This window comes from Curtobacterium sp. MCBD17_019 (assembly GCF_003234555.1).
Lineage (GTDB): Bacteria > Actinomycetota > Actinomycetes > Actinomycetales > Microbacteriaceae > Curtobacterium.
The window spans coordinates 1-22614 of the sequence record NZ_QKTT01000001.1; the positions used below are offsets into that span (position 1 = coordinate 1).

Below are 22614 nucleotides of genomic sequence, written 5' to 3' on the forward strand. Positions count from 1 at the left end.
GGCCACGCCCGTCGTCACCATGACGTCGGGCGGAGGTCCCGCCTCCCGGCCCGCCCGACGGGTCGGAGGTCGCATCAATCCGCACTCCGGTCCCGACCGGTTCGACGATGAGGTCTCCCCATGTCGAGAACGCCCGCTGCAGCAGCGCGTCCGTCCACCTTCCGCGCCATCGCGCGGATCTACCCCTACGTCCAGCCCGCGATCGGGCGCATCGTGCTCGGCATGGTCGCCGCGATGGTCGCGTCGCTCGTCGCGCTCGCGATCCCGTTCGTCCTGCAGGCCCTGGTCGACGGGCCGCTGAAGTCCGGCGACCGTGGCCAGATCGTCCCCGCGGGCCTGGCGGTGCTCGGCCTCGGGGTGCTCGAGGCCCTCATGATCGCCGCGCGCCGTCGCCTGGTCCTCCGGCCGGGCACGTACGTCGAGTCGCGTATGCGCAACGCCCTCTACGCCAAGCTCCAGGACCTGCCGGTCGCGTTCCACGACCGGTGGCAGTCGGGTCAGCTGCTGTCGCGGTCGGTGTCGGACCTCAGCCTGATCCGACGCTGGTTGGCGTTCGGCATCGTGCTGCTCGTCGTCAACATCGTCACGATCATCGTCGGCTTCGGCGTGCTGTTCACGTGGAGCTGGCTGCTCGCGCTCATCTTCATGGTCGCGTCGATCCCGATCTGGATCAACGGCCTCGTCTTCGAGCGCAAGTACTCGGTCGTCGCCCGGCGCAGCCAGGACCAGGTCGGTGACCTCGCGACGAGTGTGGAGCAGTCGGTGCACGGCATCCGCGTGCTCAAGGCGTTCGGCCGCGGCCGGTACAAGCTCGACGAGTTCAGCGAACAGGCCGAGCAGCTCCGGGGCACCGAGATCGAGAAGGCCCGGGCCATCGCCGGCATCTGGCTGTGGCTCCTGCTCGTGCCCGACGTCGCGTTCGCACTGTGCCTGCTCGCCGGGATCTGGCTGGCGTCGCAGGGCCACCTGACGGTCGGGGAGCTGTTCGCGTTCTTCTCGGCAGCGGCGGTCCTCCGGTTCCCGATCGAGTCCATCGGCTTCCTGCTGTCGATGACGTTCGACACCCGGACCGCGGTCGACCGGTTCTTCGAGGTCATGGACTCCGAGAACACGATCCAGGACCCGGAGCGTCCGCGCACGATCACCGACCCCCGTGGTGCGTTGACGTTCACCGACGTGCACTTCCACTACCAGGACGCGCCCGCGGGCACGCCGGACCTCGTCGACGGGGTGGACCTCGTCCTGCAGCCGGGCGAGACGATGGCGCTCGTCGGGCTCACCGGGTCGGGCAAGACGACGTTGCTCGCCCTGGTGCCGCGTCTGTACGACGTCACCGGCGGCTCGATCACGATCGACGGTGTCGACGTCCGCGAGCTCACGCGCGAGGAACTGCGGCACCGGGTCGGCGTCGCGTTCGAGGACGCCACGCTCTTCAGCGCCTCGGTGCGGGACAACGTGCTCCTCGGCCGCCCGGACGTCTCGGGGGACGAGGCCGAGGCCCTGCTCCGCGAGGCGCTCGACGTCGCGCAGGCGGAGTTCGTCGACCGGCTCCCGGACGGCGTCGACACCCGCGTCGGCGAGGAGGGCCTGAGCCTGTCCGGCGGGCAACGGCAGCGGCTCGCACTGGCCCGTGCGATCGCCGCCCGACCGAGCGTGCTCGTGCTCGACGACCCGTTGTCGGCGCTCGACGTCGACACCGAGGCCCGGGTCGAGGCGGGACTCCGACGCGTCCTCGCCGAGACGACCTCGCTCATCGTCGCGCACCGCCCCTCCACCGTGACGTTGGCCGACCGGGTCGCGCTCATGCAGGACGGGCGCATCACCGCCGTCGGGACGCACCACGACCTGATGGCCACGAACGACCACTACCGCTACGTCATCTCCTCGCTCGACGAGGACGACGCGACCGCGCGAGAGGAGGCACTGGCATGAGCGACCCCCAGCGGACGTCGGCCAGGCCGGACGCCCCCGGCGAGCCCGAGGACGAGTACCAGACCGAGTTCGAGGAGCGGGCCCAGCCCGCCACGGACACCGCACAACCGGGAGGCCCGGCCGCCGCCGTCACCGCGGCCGACGACGGGCAGCCCGTCACCGCCTCCATCACCGTGCGCGGTGTGCGCGGCGAGGAGCGGGAGCACTTCACGAAGGCCGAGAGCCGGCGGCTCCGGCGTCGGTCGCTCGCGCTCATGCGCTCGCTGCTCGGACCGCTCCGGCGCGACCTGTGGACGATCGCGATCGTCGTGGTGGTGTCGACCGGCGCGCAGGTGGCCGGTCCGACCCTCATCGCGTACGGCATCGACAGCGCGCTGCCGTCGGTGCTCCACCGACAGGACTGGCTCCCCGCGTACCTCGTGGTGGCCGGCTACATCGTCGTCGCCGTCGCGGGCGCGCTGCTCACCGCCTGGTACACCGTGCTCGCGGCGAAGATCAGCCAGAAGATCCTGCTCGATCTGCGCAAGCGCGTGTTCCTGCACACCCAGCGTCTGAGCCTCGAGTTCCACGAGACCTACACGTCGGGGCGGATCATCTCGCGCCAGACGAGCGACCTCGACTCGATCCGCGAACTCCTGGACTCCGGGCTGAACCAGCTCATCCAGGGCGTGCTCTACATGGTGTTCACGGCCATCGCGCTCGTGTCGCTCGACCCGACGTCCGGCCTCGTGCTCGCGATCGCCCTCGTGCCGCTGTGGTTCCTGACCCGGTGGTTCCAGAAGCGCTCGCAGCAGCTGTTCCGGGCGACGCGTGTCACGAGCGCCCGCGTGATCGTGCACTTCGTCGAGACCATGACGGGCATCCGGGCGGTGCAGGCGTTCCGCAAGGAGTCCCGCAACCGCGACGAGTACGCCGGGTACGTCGAGGACTACCGCGCCGCGAACGCCAAGGTGTTCAACCTGTTCGGGACGTTCGACCCGGGCCTCGTGCTCATCGGCAACGCGACGCTCGCGGCGGTCGTCATCATCGGCGCGTTCCGCGTCGTCGGTGGCTCGCTCGAGATCGGCGCCCTGCTCGCCGTCGCCCTGTACGCCCGGCGGTTCTTCGACCCGGCCGAACAGCTCGCGATGTTCTACAACGGGTACCAGTCGGCGTCCGCTGCGATGGAGAAGATCTCGGGCGTGCTCGAGGAGGAGCCGAGCGTGCCGGACCCGGTCCGGCCGCAGCACCTCGCCCAGGCGAAGGGCCGCGTCGACTTCGACGACGTCGTGTTCGCGTACAACGCCGAGACGGTCGTGCTCCCCGAGTTCGACCTGCACATCCCGGCCGGTCAGACGATCGCGCTCGTGGGGTCGACGGGCGCGGGCAAGTCGACGCTCGCGAAGCTCATGGCGCGGTTCTACGACCCGTCACAGGGTTCCGTGCGGCTCGACGGCATCGACCTGCGCGATCTCGACCCGCGGGACATGCGGCGCGCGATCGTCATGGTCACGCAAGAGGCGTACCTGTTCTCGGGGTCCGTCGCGGACAACATCGCGCTCGGCAAGCCGGGGGCGTCACGGGCCGAGATCGAGCGGGCGGCGAAGGCCGTCGGCGCCCACACGTTCATCGAGGCGCTGCCCGACGGGTACGACACCGACGTCAACAAGCGCGGTGGCCGGGTGTCGGCGGGCCAGCGGCAGCTGCTGTCGTTCGCCCGGGCGTTCCTGGCGGACCCGCGCGTGCTCATCCTCGACGAGGCCACGGCGTCGCTCGACATCCCGAGCGAGCGGCTCGTGCAGGAGGGCCTCGAGACCCTGCTCGCCGACCGCACCGCCGTGATCATCGCGCACCGGTTGTCGACGGTCGCGATCGCCCACCGGGTGCTCGTCATGGAACACGGGCAGATCGTCGAGGACGGCACGCCGGACGACCTCATCGCGGGTACCGGCCGGTTCGCCCAGCTCCACGCGGCCTGGCGGGACAGCTTGGTCTGACCCGCCGGCCCCGGTCCGGCCGGTCCGGTCCGGCCGGGCCGGTCCGGCCGTCCCGTCCCGGTCCCGCCGAGATCGCAGAACACGCCGCTCACGTCCTCATGTGAGCGGCGTGTTCTGCGATCTCGGCGACTCCGAGGACGGCGCGGGGGCGGCGCGGAGGCGTCCCGGGACAGGGCAGGATGGTCCCCATGAGCGACGGTGCCCGACCGACCACGACCCGACCGGACCGGACGGGAGGCCCCGCTGCGGCCCTCCCGATCGGCGTGCCCTGGTACGGCTGCCCGCTGCCCGTCGCCGTCCGCCGGTTCTGGCGCGGCTACGTGGTGCTGCGGGGCCGCGCGAGCCGCAGCGAGTGCTGGTGGTGGCTGCTCGTCGCGGCGCTGGTGGGTCTCGTGTTCGGCATCGTGGCCGGGATCGTCTTCGGGGTCACCGTGGCCACGCTGCCCTCGGGCACGACCACGAGCGGCGTCCCGGACGGGCCCGTCATCGCGATCGTCGTCGTCGTGGCCGTCAGCGCGGTCTGGGGCCTCGCCACGCTCCTGCCGACGATCGCGCTCGGGGTCCGACGCCTGCACGACACGGGACGCAGCGGGTGGTGGCTGCTGCTCGACCTCGTCCCGGTCGTCAACCTCGTGCTGCTCGTGCTGCTCGCCCTGCCGACCGCCCCGCGGGGCGACCGCTACGACCTGGAGGCCGGGCGCGCGACCGCCTGACGGCCGCGGCCCGGCGACCGGTCAGGCCGAGGCGGGGTGCAGCACGACCTTCGTCCAGCCCTCGTCGCGGGCGTCGAAGTGCCGGTACGCGTCCGGTGCCTGGTCGAGCGGCAGGTCGTGGCTCACGATGAAGGACGGTTCCGCCTTGCCCGCGGCGATGAGGTCGCGGAGCTGCCGGTTGTACCGCTTGACCGGCGCCTGCCCGGTGCCCATGTGCTGGCCCTTGAAGAAGAACGTGCCGTAGTCGAGCGCGATCTGCCCGTTCTTGGCGAGCTCGTCCGAGGCGCCCGGGTCCTGCGGCAGGTAGACACCGACGACGCCGATGCCGCCCGTGAACCGCACGGACGCGATGAGGCGGTTCAGCACGAGGTTCGGCTGCTCGTTGCCCTCGGGGTCGTGTGCCTGGTACCCGACGGCCTCCACACCGGCGTCCGCCCCGAGCCCCATGGTCTGGTCGAGGACCGCCTGGACGGGGTCGACCTCGGCGTCGTTGATCGGGATCGCACCGATCGACTCCACCAGACGCAGGCGGTCCGGCTGCCGGTCGACGACCATGACCTTCGCGGCACCCTTGATCGTGGCCGACAGTGCCGCCATCAACCCGACCGGGCCGGCGCCGTACACGACGACCGAGTCGCCCGGCTTCACCCCCGCGAGCTCGGTGCCGTGCCATCCCGTGGGGAAGATGTCCGACAGCATCGCGTAGTCGTTCTCCTTCTCGACCGAGTCCTCGCCGAGGCGGAGTGCGTTGTAGTCACCGAACGGCACGCGGAGGAGCTCCGCCTGCCCGCCGCGGTACGGACCCATGTCCGCGTAGCCGTACGCCGCACCGGCCGTCTCCGGGTTCGGCTGCGTCGTCAGGCAGAAGCTCGACCAGCCGCGCTCGCAGTTCTTGCAGAAGCCGCAGCCGATGTTGAAGGGGAGGACGACGCGCTCGCCGACCGAGACCTTCTCGACCCCGGAGCCGACCTCGATCACCTCGCCGAGGTTCTCGTGACCGAAGACGCTGCCCGGCTCGATGTCCGTCCGGCCGTCGTACATGTGCAGGTCCGACCCGCAGATGTTCGTGGCGGTCACCCGGATGAGGATGTCGGTCGGCTTCTCGATCCGGGCGTCGGGGACGTCCTGGACGCTGACGTCGCGCGGTCCGTTGTAGACGACTGCTCGCATGGTGCTCCTCCTGTTCGTCGCCGGACGACGGGAACGCCCGGCCCCCCGGGACGGTACGCGCGGTGCAGGCCGACTCCGGTCAGGGTGTGTCCCCCACGAGCGGTTCAGGAGGGCGACCAACGCGCCCGACGCATGTCGACCCTCCAGGTCGGGGTGCCCGGCCGGAGCGGGGTCCCCTCGGTGCGCCAGTGCTCGAGGGCGCGGGCCTCGTGCTCGACGGGCGGCAGACCCCCGGCGCGGACGACGCGCCACCACGGCAGACCGTGGCCCTCGTGCGCCATGACCCGGCCGACCTGCCGCGACGCCCGAGAACCGAGCACCGCCGCGACGTCGCCGTACGTCATCACCCGGCCGGGCGGGATGCCGCGGACCACATCGGCCACCGCGGCGCCGAAGTCCGTGCCGGGGTCTCCGGGCTCGTCCACCACCGGGTTCAGAGTGTCAGGGCGGCGAAGTGCTCCCCGTACTGCGTCTCGCCGATGACCTGGAACCCGATCGCGCGGAAGAACGGCTCGGGGCCGTCGTCGCCGGGCTCGAACATGACGGTCAGCCGGTCGAACCCGCGCGAGCGGGCTTCCTCGGCCAGGCCGTGCACGGCGAACCGGCCGACTCCGCGGCCCTGGGCCGAAGCGGCGACGTTGAGCCGCCAGATGCAGCTGCGGAGCTCCTCCTGGCTGTTCTCGGCGTCGAAGTTCCCCATGATGAACCCGACGACCTCGTCGCCGTCGAGCACCACGCGCGGCCAGGCCGTCGTCGGTCGGACGTAGGCCTCGGCGATGGAGTGCGACACCGGCTGGACGTACTGCTCCTGCCCTGGCTTGAGCGTGAGCGAGTTCGCCGCGACGATCGTCGCGGCGGAGAGGGGCTCGAGGCGGAGGTCCGTCATGCCGGTCAGGGTAGCGGTGCTCCTGCGAGCGGACCAGAGGGGCTGCCACGAGCTTCCGGAGAACCAGGACGCCCGGGCGTGGCGGGTCGGGCGATAGGGTCGGCCCCGGACGAACGGAGGAGCGATGGCCGAGCATCGACGCGGTGCCAACCTCCCGGCCATCGGCGGGTTCAACCGCACCGTGGTCCTCGACGCGATCCGCCGGAGCACCGACGGGCTGAGTCGCGTCGAGCTCGCCGACCGCACGGGGCTCAGCCCCCAGACCGTGTCCAACGTCACCCGGCACCTCATCGACGCGGGCATGGTCGTCGAGTCGGGCACCGTGGTCGCGGGCCGCGGCAAACCCCGCACGATCCTCCGACTCGAGCCCACCAGTCGGTACGCCGTTGGTGTCCACGTCGACCCGGCGGTCGTCACGAGCGTCCTCCTCGACCTCACGGGGGCGGTCGTCGCCGGGGCGAGCGTCCCGACGCCCTCCGCGGCGAACCCGGACGACGTCGTGTCGACGATGGCCGACGCGGTCGAGCGACTCGTCACCGACGCAGGCGTCGACCGCGCGGCGGTGCTCGGCGTCGGGGTGGCCTCGCCCGGACCGATCGACCCGGAACGGGGCGTCGTCCTCGACCCGCCGTTCCTGCCCCGGTGGCGGGACGTCCCGGTGCGCGACGCGCTCGCCGCGGCCACGGGCCTCCCGGTCCTGCTCGAGAAGGACGTGACGGCCGCCGCCGTCGGCGAGATGTGGCTGACCGACGAGGCGTCGGCCCGGAACTTCGCCTTCGTGTACTACGGCACCGGGTTCGGCGTCGGGCTCGTGATCGACCACGAGCCGCTCCGCGGATCGGGCGGGAACGCCGGCGACGCCGGCCACATCATGATCGACCAGGGCCTGCTGGCCGAACTGCCCGAGGGACCGGCCGCGCGCCGGATGTCGGACCGCGGCAGCCGGGGGGTCGGCACCGCGCCGGTGACGACCCGGGCCACCCGGTCGGGGGAGGGCCGGGCCGAGGTCGGCGACACCGTGACGCCCGAGCGCCTGGTCCGCTTCGGCGCCGCGGCCGGACTGGACATCGGCGCGCCCTGGGCGACCGGGGACGGCCCCACCGACGTGGCCGCGGTCGACGCCGCGTTCTCCGAGCTGTCGGCCCTGGTCGCGGAGGGCGACCCGATCGCGCGGGCGATCGCCGCGGCGGCCGGCACCGCGATGGGCCGTGCGGTCGTGGTCATCGTCAACCTGCTCGACGTGGACCGCGTCGTGTTCGGCGGACCCTTCTGGTCGCGCATCGCCGTGGAGGCCCTGCCCGCGGCCGCGCAGGCGATCGCGTCGTCGCCGGTCCTCGTGGCGAAGCACCCCGTCGTGGTCGAGCAGAGCGAGATCGACGAGGACGTCACCGCCGTGGGAGCGGCGTGTCTGGTGCTCGACACGACGTTGTCGCCCCGGGCCTCCACCCTGCTCATCGACCGCTGAGTGCCGCCCCGGCCGCCGGTCGGCCAGGCAGCCCCCTTTCCGCGAAATCGCACTCGTTGTCGCTCTGAGCGCGTGCTGAACGGCACCGAGTGCGATCTCGCGGGATCGGGGCGAAACGCACCCCCGTGGTGCTTGACAAGCATTAAGTCCATACGGTGGACTAATCGCGGACCGGGCAAGGGAGCCCGAAGCGTCCTGTGGAGCAAAGGAGCACCATGAAACGCCCTCGTCTCATCGCCGCGGTCGCAGCAGCAGCGGTCGCAGCCCTGGCCCTGGCCGGGTGCAGCAGCTCGGGATCCTCGAGCAGCGACACCATCAAGATCGCCTACCAGAAGTTCGGCAGCTTCCAGCAGCTCGACCATCACATGAAGGACGTCAAGGCGGCGTTCGAGAAGAAGTACCCGAACATGACCGTCGACCTGGTGCCGATCCAGGCGCAGGAGAACGACTACTACACGAAGCTCGCGCTCATGAACAAGGCGTCGGCCACCGCGCCCGACGTCATGTACGAGGACACGTTCCTCGTCAAGGCGGACGCGCAGGCCGGGTACCTCCTGCCGCTCGACAAGTACACGGCCAAGTGGAGCGACTGGAGCAAGTTCTACACGAACGCCAAGCAGGCGGGGCAGGGCGTCGACGGCAAGACCTACGGCGTCCCGATGGGCACCGACACCCGGGCCCTCTGGTACAACAAGGACATCTTCAAGAAGGTCGGGCTGCCCGTCCCGTGGCAGCCGAAGACCTGGCAGGACGTCCTCGACGCGGCGAAGACGATCAAGGCCAAGGACCCGAGCGTCATCCCGTTCCACATGTACTCGGGCAAGCCGCAGGGCGAGGCCTCGACCATGCAGGGCTTCGAGATGCTCCTGTACGGGGCGGACGGCAAGGGCAACACCCTCTACCAGAACAAGAAGTGGGTGACGGGCTCGAAGCAGTTCGTCGACGCGCTCCAGTTCGTCAAGGACGTCTACCAGGGCGGCCTCGGCCCGACACCGCAGCAGGAACTCGACCCGAACGTCGGCACGACCGTCGCGAACACGTGGCTGCCGAAGGGCCAGCTGGCGATCGACCTCGACGGTTCGTGGCAGTCCGGCACGTGGCTGAAGACCGGGACGGCCCCGTGGTCGCAGTGGTCGAGCGTGCTCGGTCAGGCGCCGATGCCGACGCAGAACGGCCAGGCCCCGGGCTACAACAGCATGTCCGGTGGCTGGACGCTCGCGGTCGGGGCGCATTCCGGGAACCCGCAGGCCGCGTTCAACTTCATCACGATGGCGTTGGACAAGCAGGGGTCGCTCAAGTACGACATCCAGAACAGCCAGATCGCGGTGCGCAGTGACGTCGCCGAGGACCCGACCTACGACGCGTCCAACCCGACGTTCAAGTTCTTCTCCGGACTCGTGGAACACACGCACTTCCGCCCGGCGACGAGCGACTACAGCCAGATCTCGAACGCCATCCAGGTGGCCATGGAATCCGTGATGACCGGGCAGCAGACGCCGAAACAGGCGGCTGCGACCTACGACAAGGCGGTGATCGGGGTGGTCGGTCAGGACCACACCGTCCAGATCAAGTAGGTGGGCCGGCCGGGAGGGCGCCCGCCGCTCAGCGGGATCGCGCCAGCGATCCGCGGCGGGCGCCGGGCGAGCCTGCGAGCCCGGACGGGCCCGCACCGCGCCTCCCGGCCGACCCGGTCACCCCACCCCACCGGCCACGACCCAGCGAAGAGGCGGTACCCCGATGGCAACCCAGATCGCGCCGGCCCTGCCCGGCACCCGCGGACCCCGACGAACGGACCCGCCCCGGCGGCGGAGCGGACACGGCCTGCGCACGGCCGCACGGGCGACGCCGCTCGTGCCGGCGATGGTCCTCATCGTCGTGTTCCTGGTCGGGCCGATCATCTCGTCGTTCTACGGCTCGTTCACGAACTCCGCGCTCACCGGCGCGGCCGCGTCGAGCCAGCAGTTCGTCGGACTCAAGAACTACGTCGACCTGTTCCAGGACAAGGACTTCCCGAAGTCCGTGCTGCTGACGCTCGTGTTCCTCATCGGCTCCGCGGTGATCGGGCAGAACGTGCTCGGCCTCGGCCTGGCACTGCTCATGCGGGAGGCGAACCGGGTGATCCGGGCACTCGTCGGCACCTTCGTGGTGGCCGCGTGGGTGCTCCCCGAGATCGTCGCGTCGTTCGCGGCCTACGCGTTCTTCAACGACAAGGGCACGCTCAACACGTTCCTGTCGATGATCGGGATCACCGGCGCGAACTGGCTCTACACGTACCCGATGATCGCGATCATCCTGGCGAACATCTGGCGCGGGACCGCGTTCTCGATGCTCGTCTACTCGGCGGCCGTGCAGGAGGTCCCGGACGAGATCACCGAGAGCGCCGAGGTCGACGGTGCCACCGGTTGGCAGCGGCTCGCGTACATCACCCTGCCGGTCATCCGGCGGAGCATCTCGACGAACCTCATGCTCACCACCCTGCAGACCCTGTCGGTGTTCACCCTCATCTACGTGATGACCGGTGGCGGCCCCGGCACGAACAGCTCGACCCTGCCGATCCTGGCGTACCAGGAGGCGTTCAAGTTCTCGCAGCTCGGGTTCGGGACGGCCATCGCGACGATCCTCCTCATCGTCGGCGCGGTCTTCTCGATCGTGTACATCCGGGCGCTGAAGCCGGAGGTGGACTGACCATGGCCATCACGATCGACCAACCCACGGCCACCGCGCCGGGGAACGCGCGCACGGGTGCCCGCGACCACGCCCGGTCGCTGCACATGACGAGCCCGGGGCACCGGACGATGCGCTGGGTGGCGAACGTCGTCCTGGCGATCGTCGCGATCTGCTTCGCCGTGCCGCTCGTCTGGCTCGTCCTCGCATCGTTCGACGCGAGCGCGACCCTGAGCGTCAAGCTGCCGACGCACTTCACCCTCGACAACTTCACGAAGGTCCTCACGCCGCAGCTCGCGTTCGTGCCGTTGCTCAACAGCCTCGTCCTGTCGGGCGGATGCGCGATCGTCACGGTCGTCATCGCGATCCTCGCCGCGTACCCGTTGTCGCGCTACCGGATGCGGGTCAACAAGCCGTTCCTGTACGGGATCCTGTTCGGGACGGGCCTGCCGATCACCGCGATGATGGTGCCGGTCTACAGCCTGTTCGTGTCGCTCAACCTCATCGACAACGTCGCCGGGACCGTGTTCTTCCTCGCCGCGACGAGCCTGCCGATGGCGATCTGGATGGCGAAGAACTTCATGGACTCCGTGCCGGTGCAGCTCGAGGAGGCCGCCTGGACCGACGGCGCCTCCATGATGGCGACGCTGACCCGGATCGTCGTGCCGCTCATGCGTCCGGGCATCGCCGTCGTGTTCATCTTCGTGTTCATCCAGGCGTGGGGGAACTTCTTCGTCCCGTTCGTCCTGCTGCTCTCGCCCGACAAGCAACCCGCCGCGGTCAGCATCTTCAACTTCTTCGGCCAGTACGGATCGGTGGCGTACGGGCAACTCGCCGCCTTCTCGATCCTCTACTCCGTCCCGGTGATCGCCCTCTACGTGATCGTCTCCCGCGGCCTCGGCGGCGGGAACGCGCTGGCGGGCGGCATCAAGGGCTGACGCCCGGGAGGCCCGACCGCGATCCGTCACGGACCGCAGCCCCGCCACGCCCCGGCCCGTCCACCAGCGCCGGTCCCGCCACGACCGGATCCGTCACCACCGACCCCTCCACACGCACGCCCGTCACCAGGAAGGCATCCCCGTGCACCACGACGAACCCCTCGTCCAGAGCCGCATCGCCCGGCTCGTCCGCGACCGCATCGACCCCCACGTGCACCGCCGGACCGCTCCCGTCACGATCACGGCCTGGCAGGTGCCGGACGAACCCGTGACGTTCGCCGAAGCCGTCGCGCAGCCGTCCGAGCCGTTCGCGATCGGCGACCCGTGGGGCGGCAAGCCGTGGGGCACGACCTGGTTCCACGTGACGGGGACCGTGCCCGACGACTTCGGCACCGCCGAGGGCACGAGCGTCGACCTCGTCGTCGACCTGGGGTTCAGCGCGCGACAGGCCGGGTTCCAGGCCGAGGGGCTCGTCTTCCGGCCCGACGGCAGCACCGTCAAGGCGATCGAGCCGCGCAACACCGCCGTGCCGATCACGGCCGGGCCCGGCGGTGCGGTCGACCTCTGGATCGAGGCCGCCGCGAACCCCGACGTCGGCGGGCACTTCGCGTACGACGCCACGCCGCTCGGATCGAAGCACACCGCGGGGAACGAGCCGATCTACCGGCTCCGGGAGCTCGCACTCGCGGAGCGGGACGACGTCGTCTGGGAGCTGCAGCAGGACCTGTGGGTGCTCCGCGGGCTGCTCACCGAACTGCCGACGGACTCGACGCGCGGCGCCGACATCCTCCGCACGCTCGAGCGCGCCGCCGACGCGATCGACCCCGACGACGTCGCGGGCACCGCCGCCGACGCCCGCGCGGTGCTGCGCGACGTCCTCGACGTCCCGGCCTCGACGGCGTCCCACCGCGCGGTGGCCGTCGGGCATGCCCACATCGACTCGGCGTGGCTCTGGCCGGTCCGCGAGACCATCCGCAAGTGCGCCCGGACGTTCTCGAACGTGCTCGAGCTCATGGACCGCGACCCCGAGTTCACGTTCGCCTGCTCGAGCGCCCAGCAGTACGCGTGGATGCGGGACCACTACCCGGAGGTCTTCGCCCGTATCAAGGAGCGGGTCGCCGAGGGTCGCTGGATCCCGGTCGGCGGCATGTGGGTCGAGTCGGACACGAACCTCCCCGGCGGTGAGGCCCTCGCTCGGCAGTTCGTCGCCGGCAAGCGGTTCTTCATCGACGAGCTCGGGTTCGAACCCCGCGAGGCCTGGCTGCCCGACTCGTTCGGCTACACCGGCGCCCTCCCGCAGATCATCCGCGCGGCCGGCTCCCGGTGGTTCCTGACGCAGAAGCCGTCGTGGAACGAGACGAACGTCATGCCGCACACGTCGTTCCACTGGGAGGGGATCGACGGCTCGAGGGTGCTCACGCACTTCCCGCCCGCGGACACGTACAACTCCGAACTGTCCCCGGCGGACCTGCACCGCGGCGAACGGCAGAACAAGGAGCGCGGCACCGCCGACGTCTCGATGCTCCTGTACGGGTTCGGCGACGGCGGTGGCGGCCCCACGCCCGAGATGCTCGGCGCGGCGCACCGCCAGCACGACCTCGAGGGTTCGCCGCGCGTCGAGCTCGGCACCCCGGCCGACGTGTACGAGGAGCTCGAGCGTCTGCTGCCGTCGCCGTCGGTGTGGTCGGGCGAGATGTACCTCGAGTTCCACCGCGGCACCTACACGTCGCAGATCCGGACCAAGCAGGGGAACCGGCGGTCGGAGCACCTGCTCCGCGAGGCCGAGCTCTGGGCGACGACCGCGGCCGTGCGACTCGGCCTCGACTACCCGTACGCGGCGCTCGAGGACGCCTGGCACACCGTGCTGCTCCAGCAGTTCCACGACATCCTGCCCGGCTCGAGCATCGCCTGGGTGTACGAGGTCGCGGAGGAGCACTACGCGGCCGTCGCGGCGACGCTCGAGGGGCTCATCGGCACGTCGACGTCCGCGCTCGCCAACGGGGGAGCTGCCGCGCTCGCCGGGGCCGCCGCCTCCTCGACCGCGATCGCCGACGGTGCGGGCCCGCTCGACGCACCGACCACCGCGGACGCCCTCGGCGTCGGCGGCGACGGGACGACCGGCGCGGTCGTGCGCTTCAACGCGGCGCCGGTCCGCGCGGAGGGGGTGACCGCGCTGGCTGGCGAGGTCGTCCCGGAGCCGGAAGCCGTTCCTCCCGTCCGGCGGGGCGACGCGTGGGTGTTCGACACCGGCGTCGTGGTGGCGACCGTCGACGACGACGGGCTCGTGGCGTCCGTCGTCGACGCCGCGTCGGGGCGCGAGGCGATCGCCCCCGGCACCCGGGGCGCGCTGTACACGGTGTTCCGCGACACCCCGAACCAGTGGGACGCCTGGGACATCGACCGGTCGTACCAGCGGCACGCGACCGAGCTCGCGACGGCCGACACGATCGCGGTCGAAGGGGATCGGCTCGTCGTGACCCGTGCGTTCCACGACTCCACCGTCACCACCCGGTTCTCGGCCCTCCGCGGCGAGCCGGAACTCCACGTCGAGACCGAGGTCGACTGGCACGAGCAGCAGAAGTTGCTCAAGCTCGGGTTCCCGATCGACGTCAAGGCCGACCAGGCGTCGTCGGAGATCCAGTTCGGTCACATCGACCGGCCGACCCACCAGAACACCTCGTGGGACTTCGCGCGGTTCGAGACGAGCGCGCACCGCTGGGTGCACGTGGCCGAGCCGGGGTTCGGGGTCGCGGTGGCGAACGACTCGACGTACGGGCACGACATCACCCGCGTGACGCGGCCCGACGGCGGGACCACGACGCTCGTGCGTGAATCGCTCGTGCGTGGGCCCAAGTTCCCGGACCCGTCGGCGGACCAGGGCCGGCACGTGTTCCGCACGGTCCTCCGGGTGGGAGCGACGGTGCTCGACGCCGCCGACAGTGGGTACCGGCTGAACCTGCCGGTGCGCGCGGTCGCGGGGGACACCCCGGTCGGACCGATCGTCACCGTGTCGGACCCGGCGGTGTTCGTGGAGGCCGTCAAGCTCGCGGAGGACCGCTCCGGCGACGTCGTCGTCCGCCTGTACGAGGCACGCGGCGGGCGGGCGACGGACGTGCTCGTCGACCTCGGGTTCCCCGTGGCCTCGGTCACGCGGACCGACCTGCTCGAGCGTGACCTCGCCGCTGGCGAGCCGGGCTCGGGTGCCTGGGGTGCGGACGAGCCCGTGACGCTGACGCTCCGTCCGTTCGAGATCGCGACGCTGCGGGTGCGGCGGGCCTGACGGCGGTCCCCGCCGGCCGGCCGGCCGGTCGGCCGGACCGGTCGGCCGGACGGGCCGACCGGGATCTCGGCGAAGACTCGGCGACCTCTCGGCATCCTTCTAGCACTCGACCTGCCCGAGTGCTAATCTGGTCACAGCTTGAGTCGATGCGACTCAAGTCCTCGATCATTCGACACGAAGGAGCTGATGACGATGGCCAACTTCGACCCGTTCCGTGAGCTCGACCGCATGGCGAGCAGCCTGTTCGAGAGCCGCGGTCCCCGTGTGATGCCGATGGACCTCTACCGCGACGGCGACCACTACGTCCTGAGCGCGGACCTGCCGGGCATCGACCCGGGCTCGGTGGACATCGACGTCGACGGTCAGCTCCTGACGATCCGCGCCGAGCGGACCGTCGGGGCCCCGGACGGCGCCAAGTGGATCACCCGCGAGCGCCAGTCGGGCTCGTTCCTGCGCCAGCTGACGCTCGGGCAGGGGCTGGACACGGCGCGCATCGCGGCGAGCTACGACAACGGCGTGCTCAGCGTCACGATCCCGGTCAGCGAGGCCGCCAAGCCCCGCCGGATCGAGGTCACGACCGGCAACCCGAGCGGCCAGACCCTCCGCGTCGGTGCCGGCGCCGAGGCCGGTCCCGCGGAACTGCAGTCCTGACGCACACGAAGGGCCCCGACCATCGGTCGGGGCCCTTCGTCGTGCCCACCACTCCGGTGAGATCGCACTCGTTGCCGCTTTGGACCCGTGCCAAGCGGCAACGAGTGCGATCTCGCGGGTGAGAGGGGGAGGAGAGGGCGAAGTGCGGGGTCAGGCCCGGGCGTGCCGGATGACGGGGCGGGCCAGGAGGCCGATGAGCCAGGCGAAGACGGCGAGCACGAACGCGCCGACGATGCCCCACCCGAAGCTGTCCACCCGCAGACCGAAGCCGATCGAGGTCGAGATCCCGGCGACGACGAGCAGCAGGACGGCGTTCACGATGAACGACACGAGCCCGAGCGTCAGGATGTAGATCGGGAACGCGACGATGCGGATCAGGGTCCCGATGATCCCGTTCACGAGCCCGAACACGAACGCGACGAGCAGGTAGGTCAGGACGGTGGCGACGAGCCCCTGATCGCCGAAGGCGTCGACGTGCACGCCGGGGACGATGAGCGTCGTGAGCCAGAGGGCCACGGCGTTGACGACGAGTCGGACGAGGAATCGCATGCCCCCATACTGCCCGCGGTGACCGTCCTGCGCCGAGGGCCGGACGGTGTGCGTCGCTAGGCTGACCGGGTGACCCAGCAGCCCGTCCGCCTCCGTCCCGAGATCGCGGCACTCCCGGCCTACCGGCAGGGCCGTCAGGCGCCCGGCGACGCCTTCAAGCTCTCGAGCAACGAGAACCCGTTCGACCCGCTGCCCGGCGTGGTCGAGGCCGTCCAGCGCCAGACCGCGTACAACCGGTACCCGGACGCCTCGGCGATCGCGGTGCGGGCGGTCCTCGCCGCCCGGTTCGGACTGACGGTGGACGAGGTCCACGTCGCGTCCGGCAGCGTCGCGATCCTGCACGAGCTCGCCAAGGCCGCGGCGGGCCCGGGTGACGAGGTCGTCTACGCCTGGCGGTCGTTCGAGGCCTACCCCGGACTCGTCACGGTCGCGGGGGCCGAGAGCGTGCAGGTCCCGAACCGGCCGGACGGTGGCCACGACCTGCCGGCGATGGCGGCCGCGGTCACGGAGCGGACCCGCATGGTGATCGTCTGCTCGCCGAACAACCCGACCGGGCCGATCGTCACGGGCGCCGAGTTCGCCGCGTTCATGGAGTCGGTGCCGACCGACCTGCTCGTGGTCCTCGACGAGGCCTACGCCGAGTTCGTGACGGACCCGGACGCCGTCCGCGGCGCCGGGCTGCTCGAGCGCTACCCGAACCTCGTCGTGCTCCGGACGTTCTCGAAGGCGTACGGGCTCGCGGGCCTCCGCATCGGCTACGCGCTCGGCCCGGCGTCCGTGCTCGACGCCGCCCGGTCGACCGCGATCCCGCTGTCGGTCACGGCGCAGGCCCAGGCGGCCGCGCTCGTGAGCCTGGAGCGCGAGCCGGAACTCCTCGAGCGGGTCGACCGCATCGCGGCGCTCCGGGACCGCGTGCGCGACGCCCTGCTCGACCAGGGCTGGCGCGTCCCGGTCGCGCAGGGCAACTTCGTCTGGCTGCCGGCGGGTGAGCGCACCGCCGCCGCCGCCGAGGCGTTCGAGCGGGCCGGGATCATGGTGCGCGCGTTCGCTCCCGAGGGCATCCGGGTGTCGATCGGGGAGTCGGAGGCTGTCGACACGCTCTTGCGGACCGCCCAGCACGTTGTCGGGAGTCTCACGGAGTAGGGCCTCGCGCGGCCAGTAGGTTGGTCCGCATGCCTTCCCCCGCCGCGGGTCCCGCGACGACCACGATCCGCATCCTCGACCCCGACGGGCGGTTCGTCGAGGACGACACGAACGCCGAGTACGCCGCTGTCGCGCGGAACATCCCCGACGACGTCCTGCTCGGTCTGCACCGCGACATGGTCGTCACCCGACGCTTCGACCACACTGCGGCGAACCTGCAGCGACAGGGCCAGCTCGGCTTGTGGGCACCGAGCCACGGGCAAGAGGCCGCCCAGGTCGGGTCCGCGCACGCCCTGCGTCCGCAGGACCACGTGTTCCCCTCGTACCGGGAGCACGCCGTCGCCCTGACCCGCGGTGTCGACCCGATGGAGATCATCGGCGTTTTCCGCGGCAACGCCCACGGCGGGTGGGACCCGGACGCCCGGGGCAACACCCACATCTACACGCTCGTCATCGGCTCCCAGGCCCTGCACGCCACCGGCTACGCGATGGGGCAGCGGCTCGACGGCGTGGTCGGTACGGGCGACCCGGGGGTCGACGCCTGCACGATCGTCTACTACGGCGACGGTGCGACGAGCCAGGGCGACGTCAGCGAGGCGTACGTCTTCGCCGCGAGCACCGGTGCGCCCGTGGTGTTCTTCCTGCAGAACAACCACTGGGCGATCTCGGTGCCGGTGTCGGTGCAGTCTCCGACGCCGCTCGTCGACCGGACCCGCGGGTTCGGGATCCCCAGTGTGCACATCGACGGCAACGACGTCCTCGCGGCCTACACGACGACCCTCGCGGCCGCCGACGACGCCCGCGCCGGTCGCGGCCCCCGCTTCATCGAGGCCGAGACCTACCGGATCGGCGCACACACCTCCTCGGACGACCCGACGCGGTACCGCGGCGACGACGAACTCGCCGCGTGGGTCGCGCGCGACCCGATCGTCCGGTCCGAGCGTCACCTGCGGGCGCGCGGCGTGGACGAGTCGTGGCTCGCCGCGATCGAGGAGGAGGCCGAGGACGTCGCGGCCGACGTGCGACGCCGGACCACGGCCCTCCAGGTCCCGCCGATGGAGGCCATGTTCGACCACGTGTACCGCGAGGCGCACCCACGCGTCGCCGAGCAGCGCGCGTGGCTGCGCGCGTACGAGGCGGCCCACGACACCGCAGGAGGCGATGCCGCGTGAGCGGGACCGAGGAGCTCGTCGACTACACCCTGCGCACCCACCCGGGTGCGGGGGCGGTCCCGTCGGATCCGGCCCCGGTCCTCCCGATGGCGAAGGCGCTGAACGCCGGGCTCGCCGCCGCGATGGAGCAGGACCCGCGGGTGCTGCTCATGGGCGAGGACATCGGCACGCTCGGTGGCGTGTTCCGGATCACCGAGGGGTTGCAGGAGCGGTTCGGGTCGCAGCGCGTCATGGACACCCCGCTCGCCGAGTCGGGGATCATCGGCACCGCGATCGGCCTGGCGCTCCGCGGGTACCGGCCCGTCGTCGAGATCCAGTTCGACGGCTTCGTGTGGCCCGGGTTCGACCAGATCACATCGCAGCTCGCGAAGATGGCGAACCGCCTGCCGGCCCACATGTCGGTGCCCGTCGTGATCCGGATCCCCTACGGCGGCCACATCGGCGCGGTCGAGCACCACCAGGAGAGCCCCGAGACGTACTTCGCGCACACCCCGGGCCTCCGCGTGGTGAGCCCGAGCACCCCGAACGACGCCTACTGGATGATCCAGGAGGCGATCCGGTCGGCGGACCCGGTCGTGTTCCTCGAGCCGAAGAGCCGGTACTGGCCGAAGGGGCAGGTCGACCTGGTCGACGGCGGCGTCCCGATGCACACGACGCGCATCGCCCGGACGGGGTCCGACGTCACGGTGGTCGGGCACGGCGCGATGGTGTCGACGCTGCTCCAGGCGGCCGAGATCGCCGAGACCGAGGGCACGAGCCTCGAGGTCGTCGACCTCCGATCGCTGTCGCCCATCGACTGGGAGCCCCTGCTCGAGTCCGCTCGTCGGACCGGCCGTGTCGTGATCGCGCAAGAGGCATCTGGCTTCGTCAGTCTCGGCAGCGAGATCGCGGCGACCATCGCCGAGAAGACCTTCTACACGCTCCAGGCACCGCCCCTGCGGGTCTCGGGGTTCGACATCCCGTTCCCGCAGTCGAAGTTGGAGCACCTGCACCTGCCCGACGCCGACCGCGTGCTCGAGGCCGTGGACCGCGCGCTCGCCTACTGATCCTGTCCGAGCGCGGTTCCCTGGCCGCGCCGGCCCGACCGAGAACGGAGTCACCATGCCCGTCGCAGAATTCCCGCTCCCCGATGTGGGAGAAGGCCTCACCGAAGCCGAGATCGTGCAGTGGCGCGTCGCGCTCGGGGACGAGGTCAGTGTCGACCAGGTCCTCGTCGAGATCGAGACCGCCAAGTCGCTCGTCGAGCTCCCCTCGCCGTTCGCGGGGACGGTGACGCGGCTGCTCGTGGACGAGGGCGCCACGGTGGAGGTCGGCGTGCCGATCATCCAGGTCGACTGCCCGGTCGAGGTCGGCTCCGGCGAGGTCGGCTCCGGCGAGGGCGGCCCCGCCGGGGCCCGCTCGGGCGCCGGAGCGACCGACTCCGCGTCGGACGGCACCGCGGCGGGTGCTGCGGGCCCCGACCGGTCGGGAGGCACGACCGCGGTCCTCGACGCACCGACCGTCACGACGACCCCGCAGATCGCCGACACCGCGATGCCGCTCGGCACCGACGAGGCGTCGGGCGCGGTCCTCGTCGGCTACGGGTCCGCCGCCGGTGCGCCGTCGCGCCGCCGGCCCGGTGCCCGCCGTGCTGCCGCCGTGGCCGCCGAGGCGGGGCGGGCGACCGCTCGGGCCGACCAGGAGGCCGCTGCAGCGCGTCGCCCCGCGAGCGTGCCTGCCGCGTCGGCGCTGCCGGTCGTCGCCAAGCCGCCGATCCGCAAGCTCGCGAAGGACCTCGGTGTCGACCTGACCGGCGTCGTCGCGACCGGACTCGCGGGCGAGGTCACGCGCGACGACGTCATCCGCTCCGCGACCCAGGCCACGGTGTTCCGCAACCTCGAGACCCCCGCGTGGGGCGACGTGCGCGAAGAGCGGATCCCGGTCAAGGGCGTGCGCAAGGCGATCGCGACCGCGATGACGTCGAGCGCCTTCACCGCGCCGCACGTCAGCCTGTTCGTCGACGTCGACGCGAGCCGTGCGATGGAGTTCGTCGCACGACTCAAGACCTCGCCCACGTTCGCCGGGGTCAAGGTGTCGCCGTTGCTCATCATGGCGAAGGCGGTGATCTGGGCGGTGCGGCGGAACCCCACCGTGAACTCGACGTGGACCGACCGCGAGATCATCGTGCACCACTTCGTGAACCTCGGGATCGCCGCGGCCACCCCGCGCGGTCTCATCGTGCCGAACGTCAAGGACGCCCAGGACATGTCGCTGTTCGAGCTCGCGCAGGCGCTCGAACGGCTCACGCTGACGGCGAGGGACGGCAAGACGACGCCCGAGGACATGGCTGCGGGCACGGTCACGATCACGAACATCGGCGTGTTCGGCATGGACACGGGAACGCCGATCCTCAACCCGGGCGAGGTCGGGATCGTCGCGATGGGCACGATCAAGCCGAAGCCGTGGGTCGTCGACGGCGAGGTCCGATCGCGCATGGTCACCACGATCGGCGCGAGCTTCGACCATCGTGTGGTGGACGGCGACGTCGCCAGCCGCTTCGTGCAGGACGTCGCGTCCGTCATGGAGGAGCCGGCGCTGCTGCTCGACTGACGGGCGACGTCCGGAGCGGCGACGTCCAGGGCGGCGGGGGCCCGCGCGTCGGCGTCCTCGATCACGCCTAGGCTTGGACCACGACCGATATACCAGGTTTCGTCCTCGAGGAGTCGTCCATGTCCGCTTCGCCCGTGCCCTCGCCTGGACCCCGCTCGGGTCCCGACCGCTCCGGCCGACCACGACCCTTCCCGGCGCGCATCGAGCGTCCGTGGCTGGCCGTCGCGGTCACGATCGTGGTGGTGCTGGTGCTCCCGTTCGCCGTCCTCGCCGGGCAGGCGGTCAGCACCGGGTCGGGCGTGAACCCGCTGTCGTCGTCGCAGGCGCTCCTGCACCAGTCGGCGGGCGAGGGCGTGCTGCTGGTCGTGTTCGCGGTGATCGTGACCGTGTTCGGCGGGTGGCGTCGGGTGCTCGCCGAGAGCGCGTCCGCCCGCCCGTGGTGGGCGGTGGTGGCGCTCGCCGCGTACGTCCTGGTGGCGGTCCTGACGTTCCTCGCTCCGGTCCGCTCCGGCGCCGCCGGGTACCTCGGGGCGCTCGTCGTCGCCGTGATCGCGGTCGCGGTGGTCGAAGAGCTCGTCTTCCGTGGGATCCTCGTGTCGGGGCTGCGCCGGGCGGCACCGGAATGGGTGGTCTGGCTGGTGTCGACCGCGGTGTTCGCCCTCATGCACCTGCTCAACCAGGGTGAGGCGGCGGGTGGTCTCTACCAGGTCGTGACGACCTTCGTGCTCGGCTCGGCCTGCTACCTGGCCCGACGCGTGGCGGGGGCGCTCTGGGGTGCCGTGCTGCTGCACGCGCTCTCCAACGGGATCCTCGGGTTCCGCGGGCACGCCGCCGTGGGCGTTCCGCCGCTGCTCGTGGTCGCCGCGACGGCGGTCATCGTGGTCGCCGCGGTCATGGGGATGGTCGTCGCGCTCCGTCGCGCTCCGCAGGACCGGGTCCACACCAGCGGCGGGGCGACCCCGCGCTGAGCGCGTGGTGGCTCAGCGGTCCTCGACGTCCTCGATGTCGTCGACGTCCTGTTCGACGTCGGCGAGTCGCTGCTGCCACACGATGCTCGCGGCCGCACCGCCGAGCACCTCCGTGGGCTCACGGTCCTGCTCCTGCGCGAGCGCGCTCCCGAGGCCGGCCGTGAGGCTGCCGCCCATGGCCCCGAGGGTCTCGACGACCTGTTCCTGTCGCGGCGTGAGTGGTTCGTCGACGAGTTCGGCGACGACCTCGCGGAGGTTCTCCTCGCTCGCGCGGAAGGCGTCCTCGTCGCCGGTCGTCATCGCGGTCGCCTCGCCCACCATGGCGAGCCCGAGACGCGCTGCGTCGTCCTGGATCCGTGTCACCCGTTCCGTCTGTGTCGTCTCGGGGTCGTCCTGGTCGATCCGTCCGTGCTCCTGATCCGTCATGCCGGGGACGGTACGCGCTCTCCATGGACGCGCGTCGGGTACCCGGCTGTCCCCGGAACGTGGCCGTCGCGTCGGTTGCGGACACGCGCGGC

The 22614-nt window shown here is 71.4% G+C and carries 19 protein-coding genes; 14 read left to right on the forward strand and 5 right to left on the reverse strand.

The features are described 5' to 3' along the window. Positions 1–120 precede the first annotated feature (120 nt). The 3 genes from DEI82_RS00005 (at position 121) to DEI82_RS00015 (ending at position 4621) form a co-directional block, all read left to right on the forward strand. Positions 121–1932, forward strand: a complete 1812-nt coding sequence (locus DEI82_RS00005; protein ID WP_111035403.1) for an ABC transporter ATP-binding protein — start codon at positions 121–123, stop codon at positions 1930–1932. Positions 1933–2099: 167 nt separating this feature from the next. After that, the gene (locus DEI82_RS00010) at positions 2100–3908 is read left to right on the forward strand and encodes an ABC transporter ATP-binding protein (protein ID WP_111035599.1); all 1809 of its coding nucleotides are present in this window, start codon (positions 2100–2102) and stop codon (positions 3906–3908) included. Positions 3909–4096: 188 nt separating this feature from the next. Further along, the gene (locus DEI82_RS00015; RefSeq protein ID WP_111035404.1) at positions 4097–4621 is read left to right on the forward strand and encodes a DUF805 domain-containing protein; all 525 of its coding nucleotides are present in this window, start codon (positions 4097–4099) and stop codon (positions 4619–4621) included. A gap of 21 nt (positions 4622–4642) precedes the next feature. Here DEI82_RS00015 and DEI82_RS00020 read toward each other — a convergent pair whose 3' ends face one another. The 3 genes from DEI82_RS00020 to DEI82_RS00030 all read right to left on the reverse strand — a co-directional run bounded on the left by DEI82_RS00020 (position 4643) and on the right by DEI82_RS00030 (position 6677). Next, positions 4643–5791, reverse strand: a complete 1149-nt coding sequence (locus tag DEI82_RS00020; RefSeq protein ID WP_111012195.1) for a glutathione-independent formaldehyde dehydrogenase — start codon at positions 5789–5791, stop codon at positions 4643–4645. 104 nt (positions 5792–5895) lie between these two features. Continuing rightward, positions 5896–6216: an MGMT family protein gene (locus tag DEI82_RS00025; RefSeq protein WP_181434597.1), complete on the reverse strand. Its 321-nt coding sequence runs from the start codon at positions 6214–6216 to the stop codon at positions 5896–5898. An 8-nt stretch (positions 6217–6224) separates the two neighbouring features. Then, positions 6225–6677 (reverse strand): GNAT family N-acetyltransferase, encoded by a 453-nt coding sequence (locus DEI82_RS00030; RefSeq protein ID WP_111009740.1) that lies wholly within the window; start codon positions 6675–6677, stop codon positions 6225–6227. Positions 6678–6801: 124 nt separating this feature from the next. Here DEI82_RS00030 and DEI82_RS00035 point away from each other — a divergent pair, with 124 nt between their 5' ends. The 6 genes from DEI82_RS00035 (at position 6802) to DEI82_RS00060 (ending at position 15675) form a co-directional block, all read left to right on the forward strand. Then, complete coding sequence (locus DEI82_RS00035) at positions 6802–8142, forward strand: ROK family transcriptional regulator (RefSeq protein ID WP_111035405.1); 1341 nt, start codon at positions 6802–6804, stop codon at positions 8140–8142. A 215-nt stretch (positions 8143–8357) separates the two neighbouring features. Further along, a complete protein-coding gene (locus tag DEI82_RS00040; protein WP_111035406.1) occupies positions 8358–9716 on the forward strand; it encodes an extracellular solute-binding protein in 1359 nt (452 codons plus the stop codon). 163 nt (positions 9717–9879) lie between these two features. Further along, positions 9880–10827 (forward strand): carbohydrate ABC transporter permease, encoded by a 948-nt coding sequence (locus tag DEI82_RS00045; RefSeq protein WP_111009737.1) that lies wholly within the window; start codon positions 9880–9882, stop codon positions 10825–10827. Positions 10828–10829: 2 nt separating this feature from the next. Continuing rightward, positions 10830–11744, forward strand: coding sequence for a carbohydrate ABC transporter permease (locus DEI82_RS00050; protein ID WP_111035407.1), 915 nt, complete (start codon positions 10830–10832; stop codon positions 11742–11744). A 142-nt stretch (positions 11745–11886) separates the two neighbouring features. Beyond that, positions 11887–15024 carry a glycoside hydrolase family 38 C-terminal domain-containing protein gene (locus DEI82_RS00055; protein WP_111035408.1) on the forward strand — a complete coding sequence of 1046 codons (3138 nt, stop codon included), beginning with the start codon at positions 11887–11889 and terminating at the stop codon, positions 15022–15024. Positions 15025–15216: 192 nt separating this feature from the next. After that, positions 15217–15675, forward strand: a complete 459-nt coding sequence (locus tag DEI82_RS00060) for an Hsp20/alpha crystallin family protein (RefSeq protein WP_111012406.1) — start codon at positions 15217–15219, stop codon at positions 15673–15675. A gap of 150 nt (positions 15676–15825) precedes the next feature. Here the strand turns inward: DEI82_RS00060 and DEI82_RS00065 are convergent, their stop codons facing one another. Then, positions 15826–16224 (reverse strand): phage holin family protein, encoded by a 399-nt coding sequence (locus tag DEI82_RS00065; protein WP_111009734.1) that lies wholly within the window; start codon positions 16222–16224, stop codon positions 15826–15828. A 69-nt stretch (positions 16225–16293) separates the two neighbouring features. Here DEI82_RS00065 and DEI82_RS00070 point away from each other — a divergent pair, with 69 nt between their 5' ends. From DEI82_RS00070 to DEI82_RS00090, 5 genes are all read left to right on the forward strand, one after another. Continuing rightward, positions 16294–17367, forward strand: coding sequence for a histidinol-phosphate transaminase (locus tag DEI82_RS00070; protein WP_111035409.1), 1074 nt, complete (start codon positions 16294–16296; stop codon positions 17365–17367). Between the two features lie 29 nt (positions 17368–17396). Beyond that, a complete protein-coding gene (locus DEI82_RS00075; RefSeq protein WP_111009732.1) occupies positions 17397–18539 on the forward strand; it encodes a thiamine pyrophosphate-dependent enzyme in 1143 nt (380 codons plus the stop codon). A gap of 86 nt (positions 18540–18625) precedes the next feature. Further along, on the forward strand, positions 18626–19585 hold the full coding sequence (locus tag DEI82_RS00080) for an alpha-ketoacid dehydrogenase subunit beta (RefSeq protein WP_111012407.1): 960 nt from the start codon (positions 18626–18628) through the stop codon (positions 19583–19585). A gap of 55 nt (positions 19586–19640) precedes the next feature. After that, positions 19641–21128 (forward strand): dihydrolipoamide acetyltransferase family protein, encoded by a 1488-nt coding sequence (locus DEI82_RS00085; RefSeq protein ID WP_111035410.1) that lies wholly within the window; start codon positions 19641–19643, stop codon positions 21126–21128. A gap of 119 nt (positions 21129–21247) precedes the next feature. Further along, a complete protein-coding gene (locus DEI82_RS00090) occupies positions 21248–22096 on the forward strand; it encodes a CPBP family intramembrane glutamic endopeptidase (protein ID WP_111035411.1) in 849 nt (282 codons plus the stop codon). Positions 22097–22108: 12 nt separating this feature from the next. Here the strand turns inward: DEI82_RS00090 and DEI82_RS00095 are convergent, their stop codons facing one another. Beyond that, positions 22109–22522: a hypothetical protein gene (locus DEI82_RS00095; protein ID WP_111012203.1), complete on the reverse strand. Its 414-nt coding sequence runs from the start codon at positions 22520–22522 to the stop codon at positions 22109–22111. Positions 22523–22614 lie beyond the last annotated feature (92 nt).

Bases quoted from the DNA above. Each gene is read 5' to 3' on its own strand.
- DEI82_RS00005 (WP_111035403.1), top strand. From the start codon at position 121: ATGTCGAGAACGCCCGCTGCAGCAGCGCGTCCGTCCACCTTCCGCGCC.
- DEI82_RS00015 (WP_111035404.1), top strand. From the start codon at position 4,097: ATGAGCGACGGTGCCCGACCGACCACGACCCGACCGGACCGGACGGGA.
- DEI82_RS00020 (WP_111012195.1), bottom strand. From the start codon at position 5,791: ATGCGAGCAGTCGTCTACAACGGACCGCGCGACGTCAGCGTCCAGGAC.
- DEI82_RS00030 (WP_111009740.1), bottom strand. From the start codon at position 6,677: ATGACGGACCTCCGCCTCGAGCCCCTCTCCGCCGCGACGATCGTCGCG.
- DEI82_RS00035 (WP_111035405.1), top strand. From the start codon at position 6,802: ATGGCCGAGCATCGACGCGGTGCCAACCTCCCGGCCATCGGCGGGTTC.
- DEI82_RS00040 (WP_111035406.1), top strand. From the start codon at position 8,358: ATGAAACGCCCTCGTCTCATCGCCGCGGTCGCAGCAGCAGCGGTCGCA.
- DEI82_RS00045 (WP_111009737.1), top strand. From the start codon at position 9,880: ATGGCAACCCAGATCGCGCCGGCCCTGCCCGGCACCCGCGGACCCCGA.
- DEI82_RS00050 (WP_111035407.1), top strand. From the start codon at position 10,830: ATGGCCATCACGATCGACCAACCCACGGCCACCGCGCCGGGGAACGCG.
- DEI82_RS00060 (WP_111012406.1), top strand. From the start codon at position 15,217: ATGGCCAACTTCGACCCGTTCCGTGAGCTCGACCGCATGGCGAGCAGC.
- DEI82_RS00065 (WP_111009734.1), bottom strand. From the start codon at position 16,224: ATGCGATTCCTCGTCCGACTCGTCGTCAACGCCGTGGCCCTCTGGCTC.
- DEI82_RS00075 (WP_111009732.1), top strand. From the start codon at position 17,397: ATGCCTTCCCCCGCCGCGGGTCCCGCGACGACCACGATCCGCATCCTC.
- DEI82_RS00080 (WP_111012407.1), top strand. From the start codon at position 18,626: ATGGCGAAGGCGCTGAACGCCGGGCTCGCCGCCGCGATGGAGCAGGAC.
- DEI82_RS00085 (WP_111035410.1), top strand. From the start codon at position 19,641: ATGCCCGTCGCAGAATTCCCGCTCCCCGATGTGGGAGAAGGCCTCACC.
- DEI82_RS00090 (WP_111035411.1), top strand. From the start codon at position 21,248: ATGTCCGCTTCGCCCGTGCCCTCGCCTGGACCCCGCTCGGGTCCCGAC.
- DEI82_RS00095 (WP_111012203.1), bottom strand. From the start codon at position 22,522: ATGACGGATCAGGAGCACGGACGGATCGACCAGGACGACCCCGAGACG.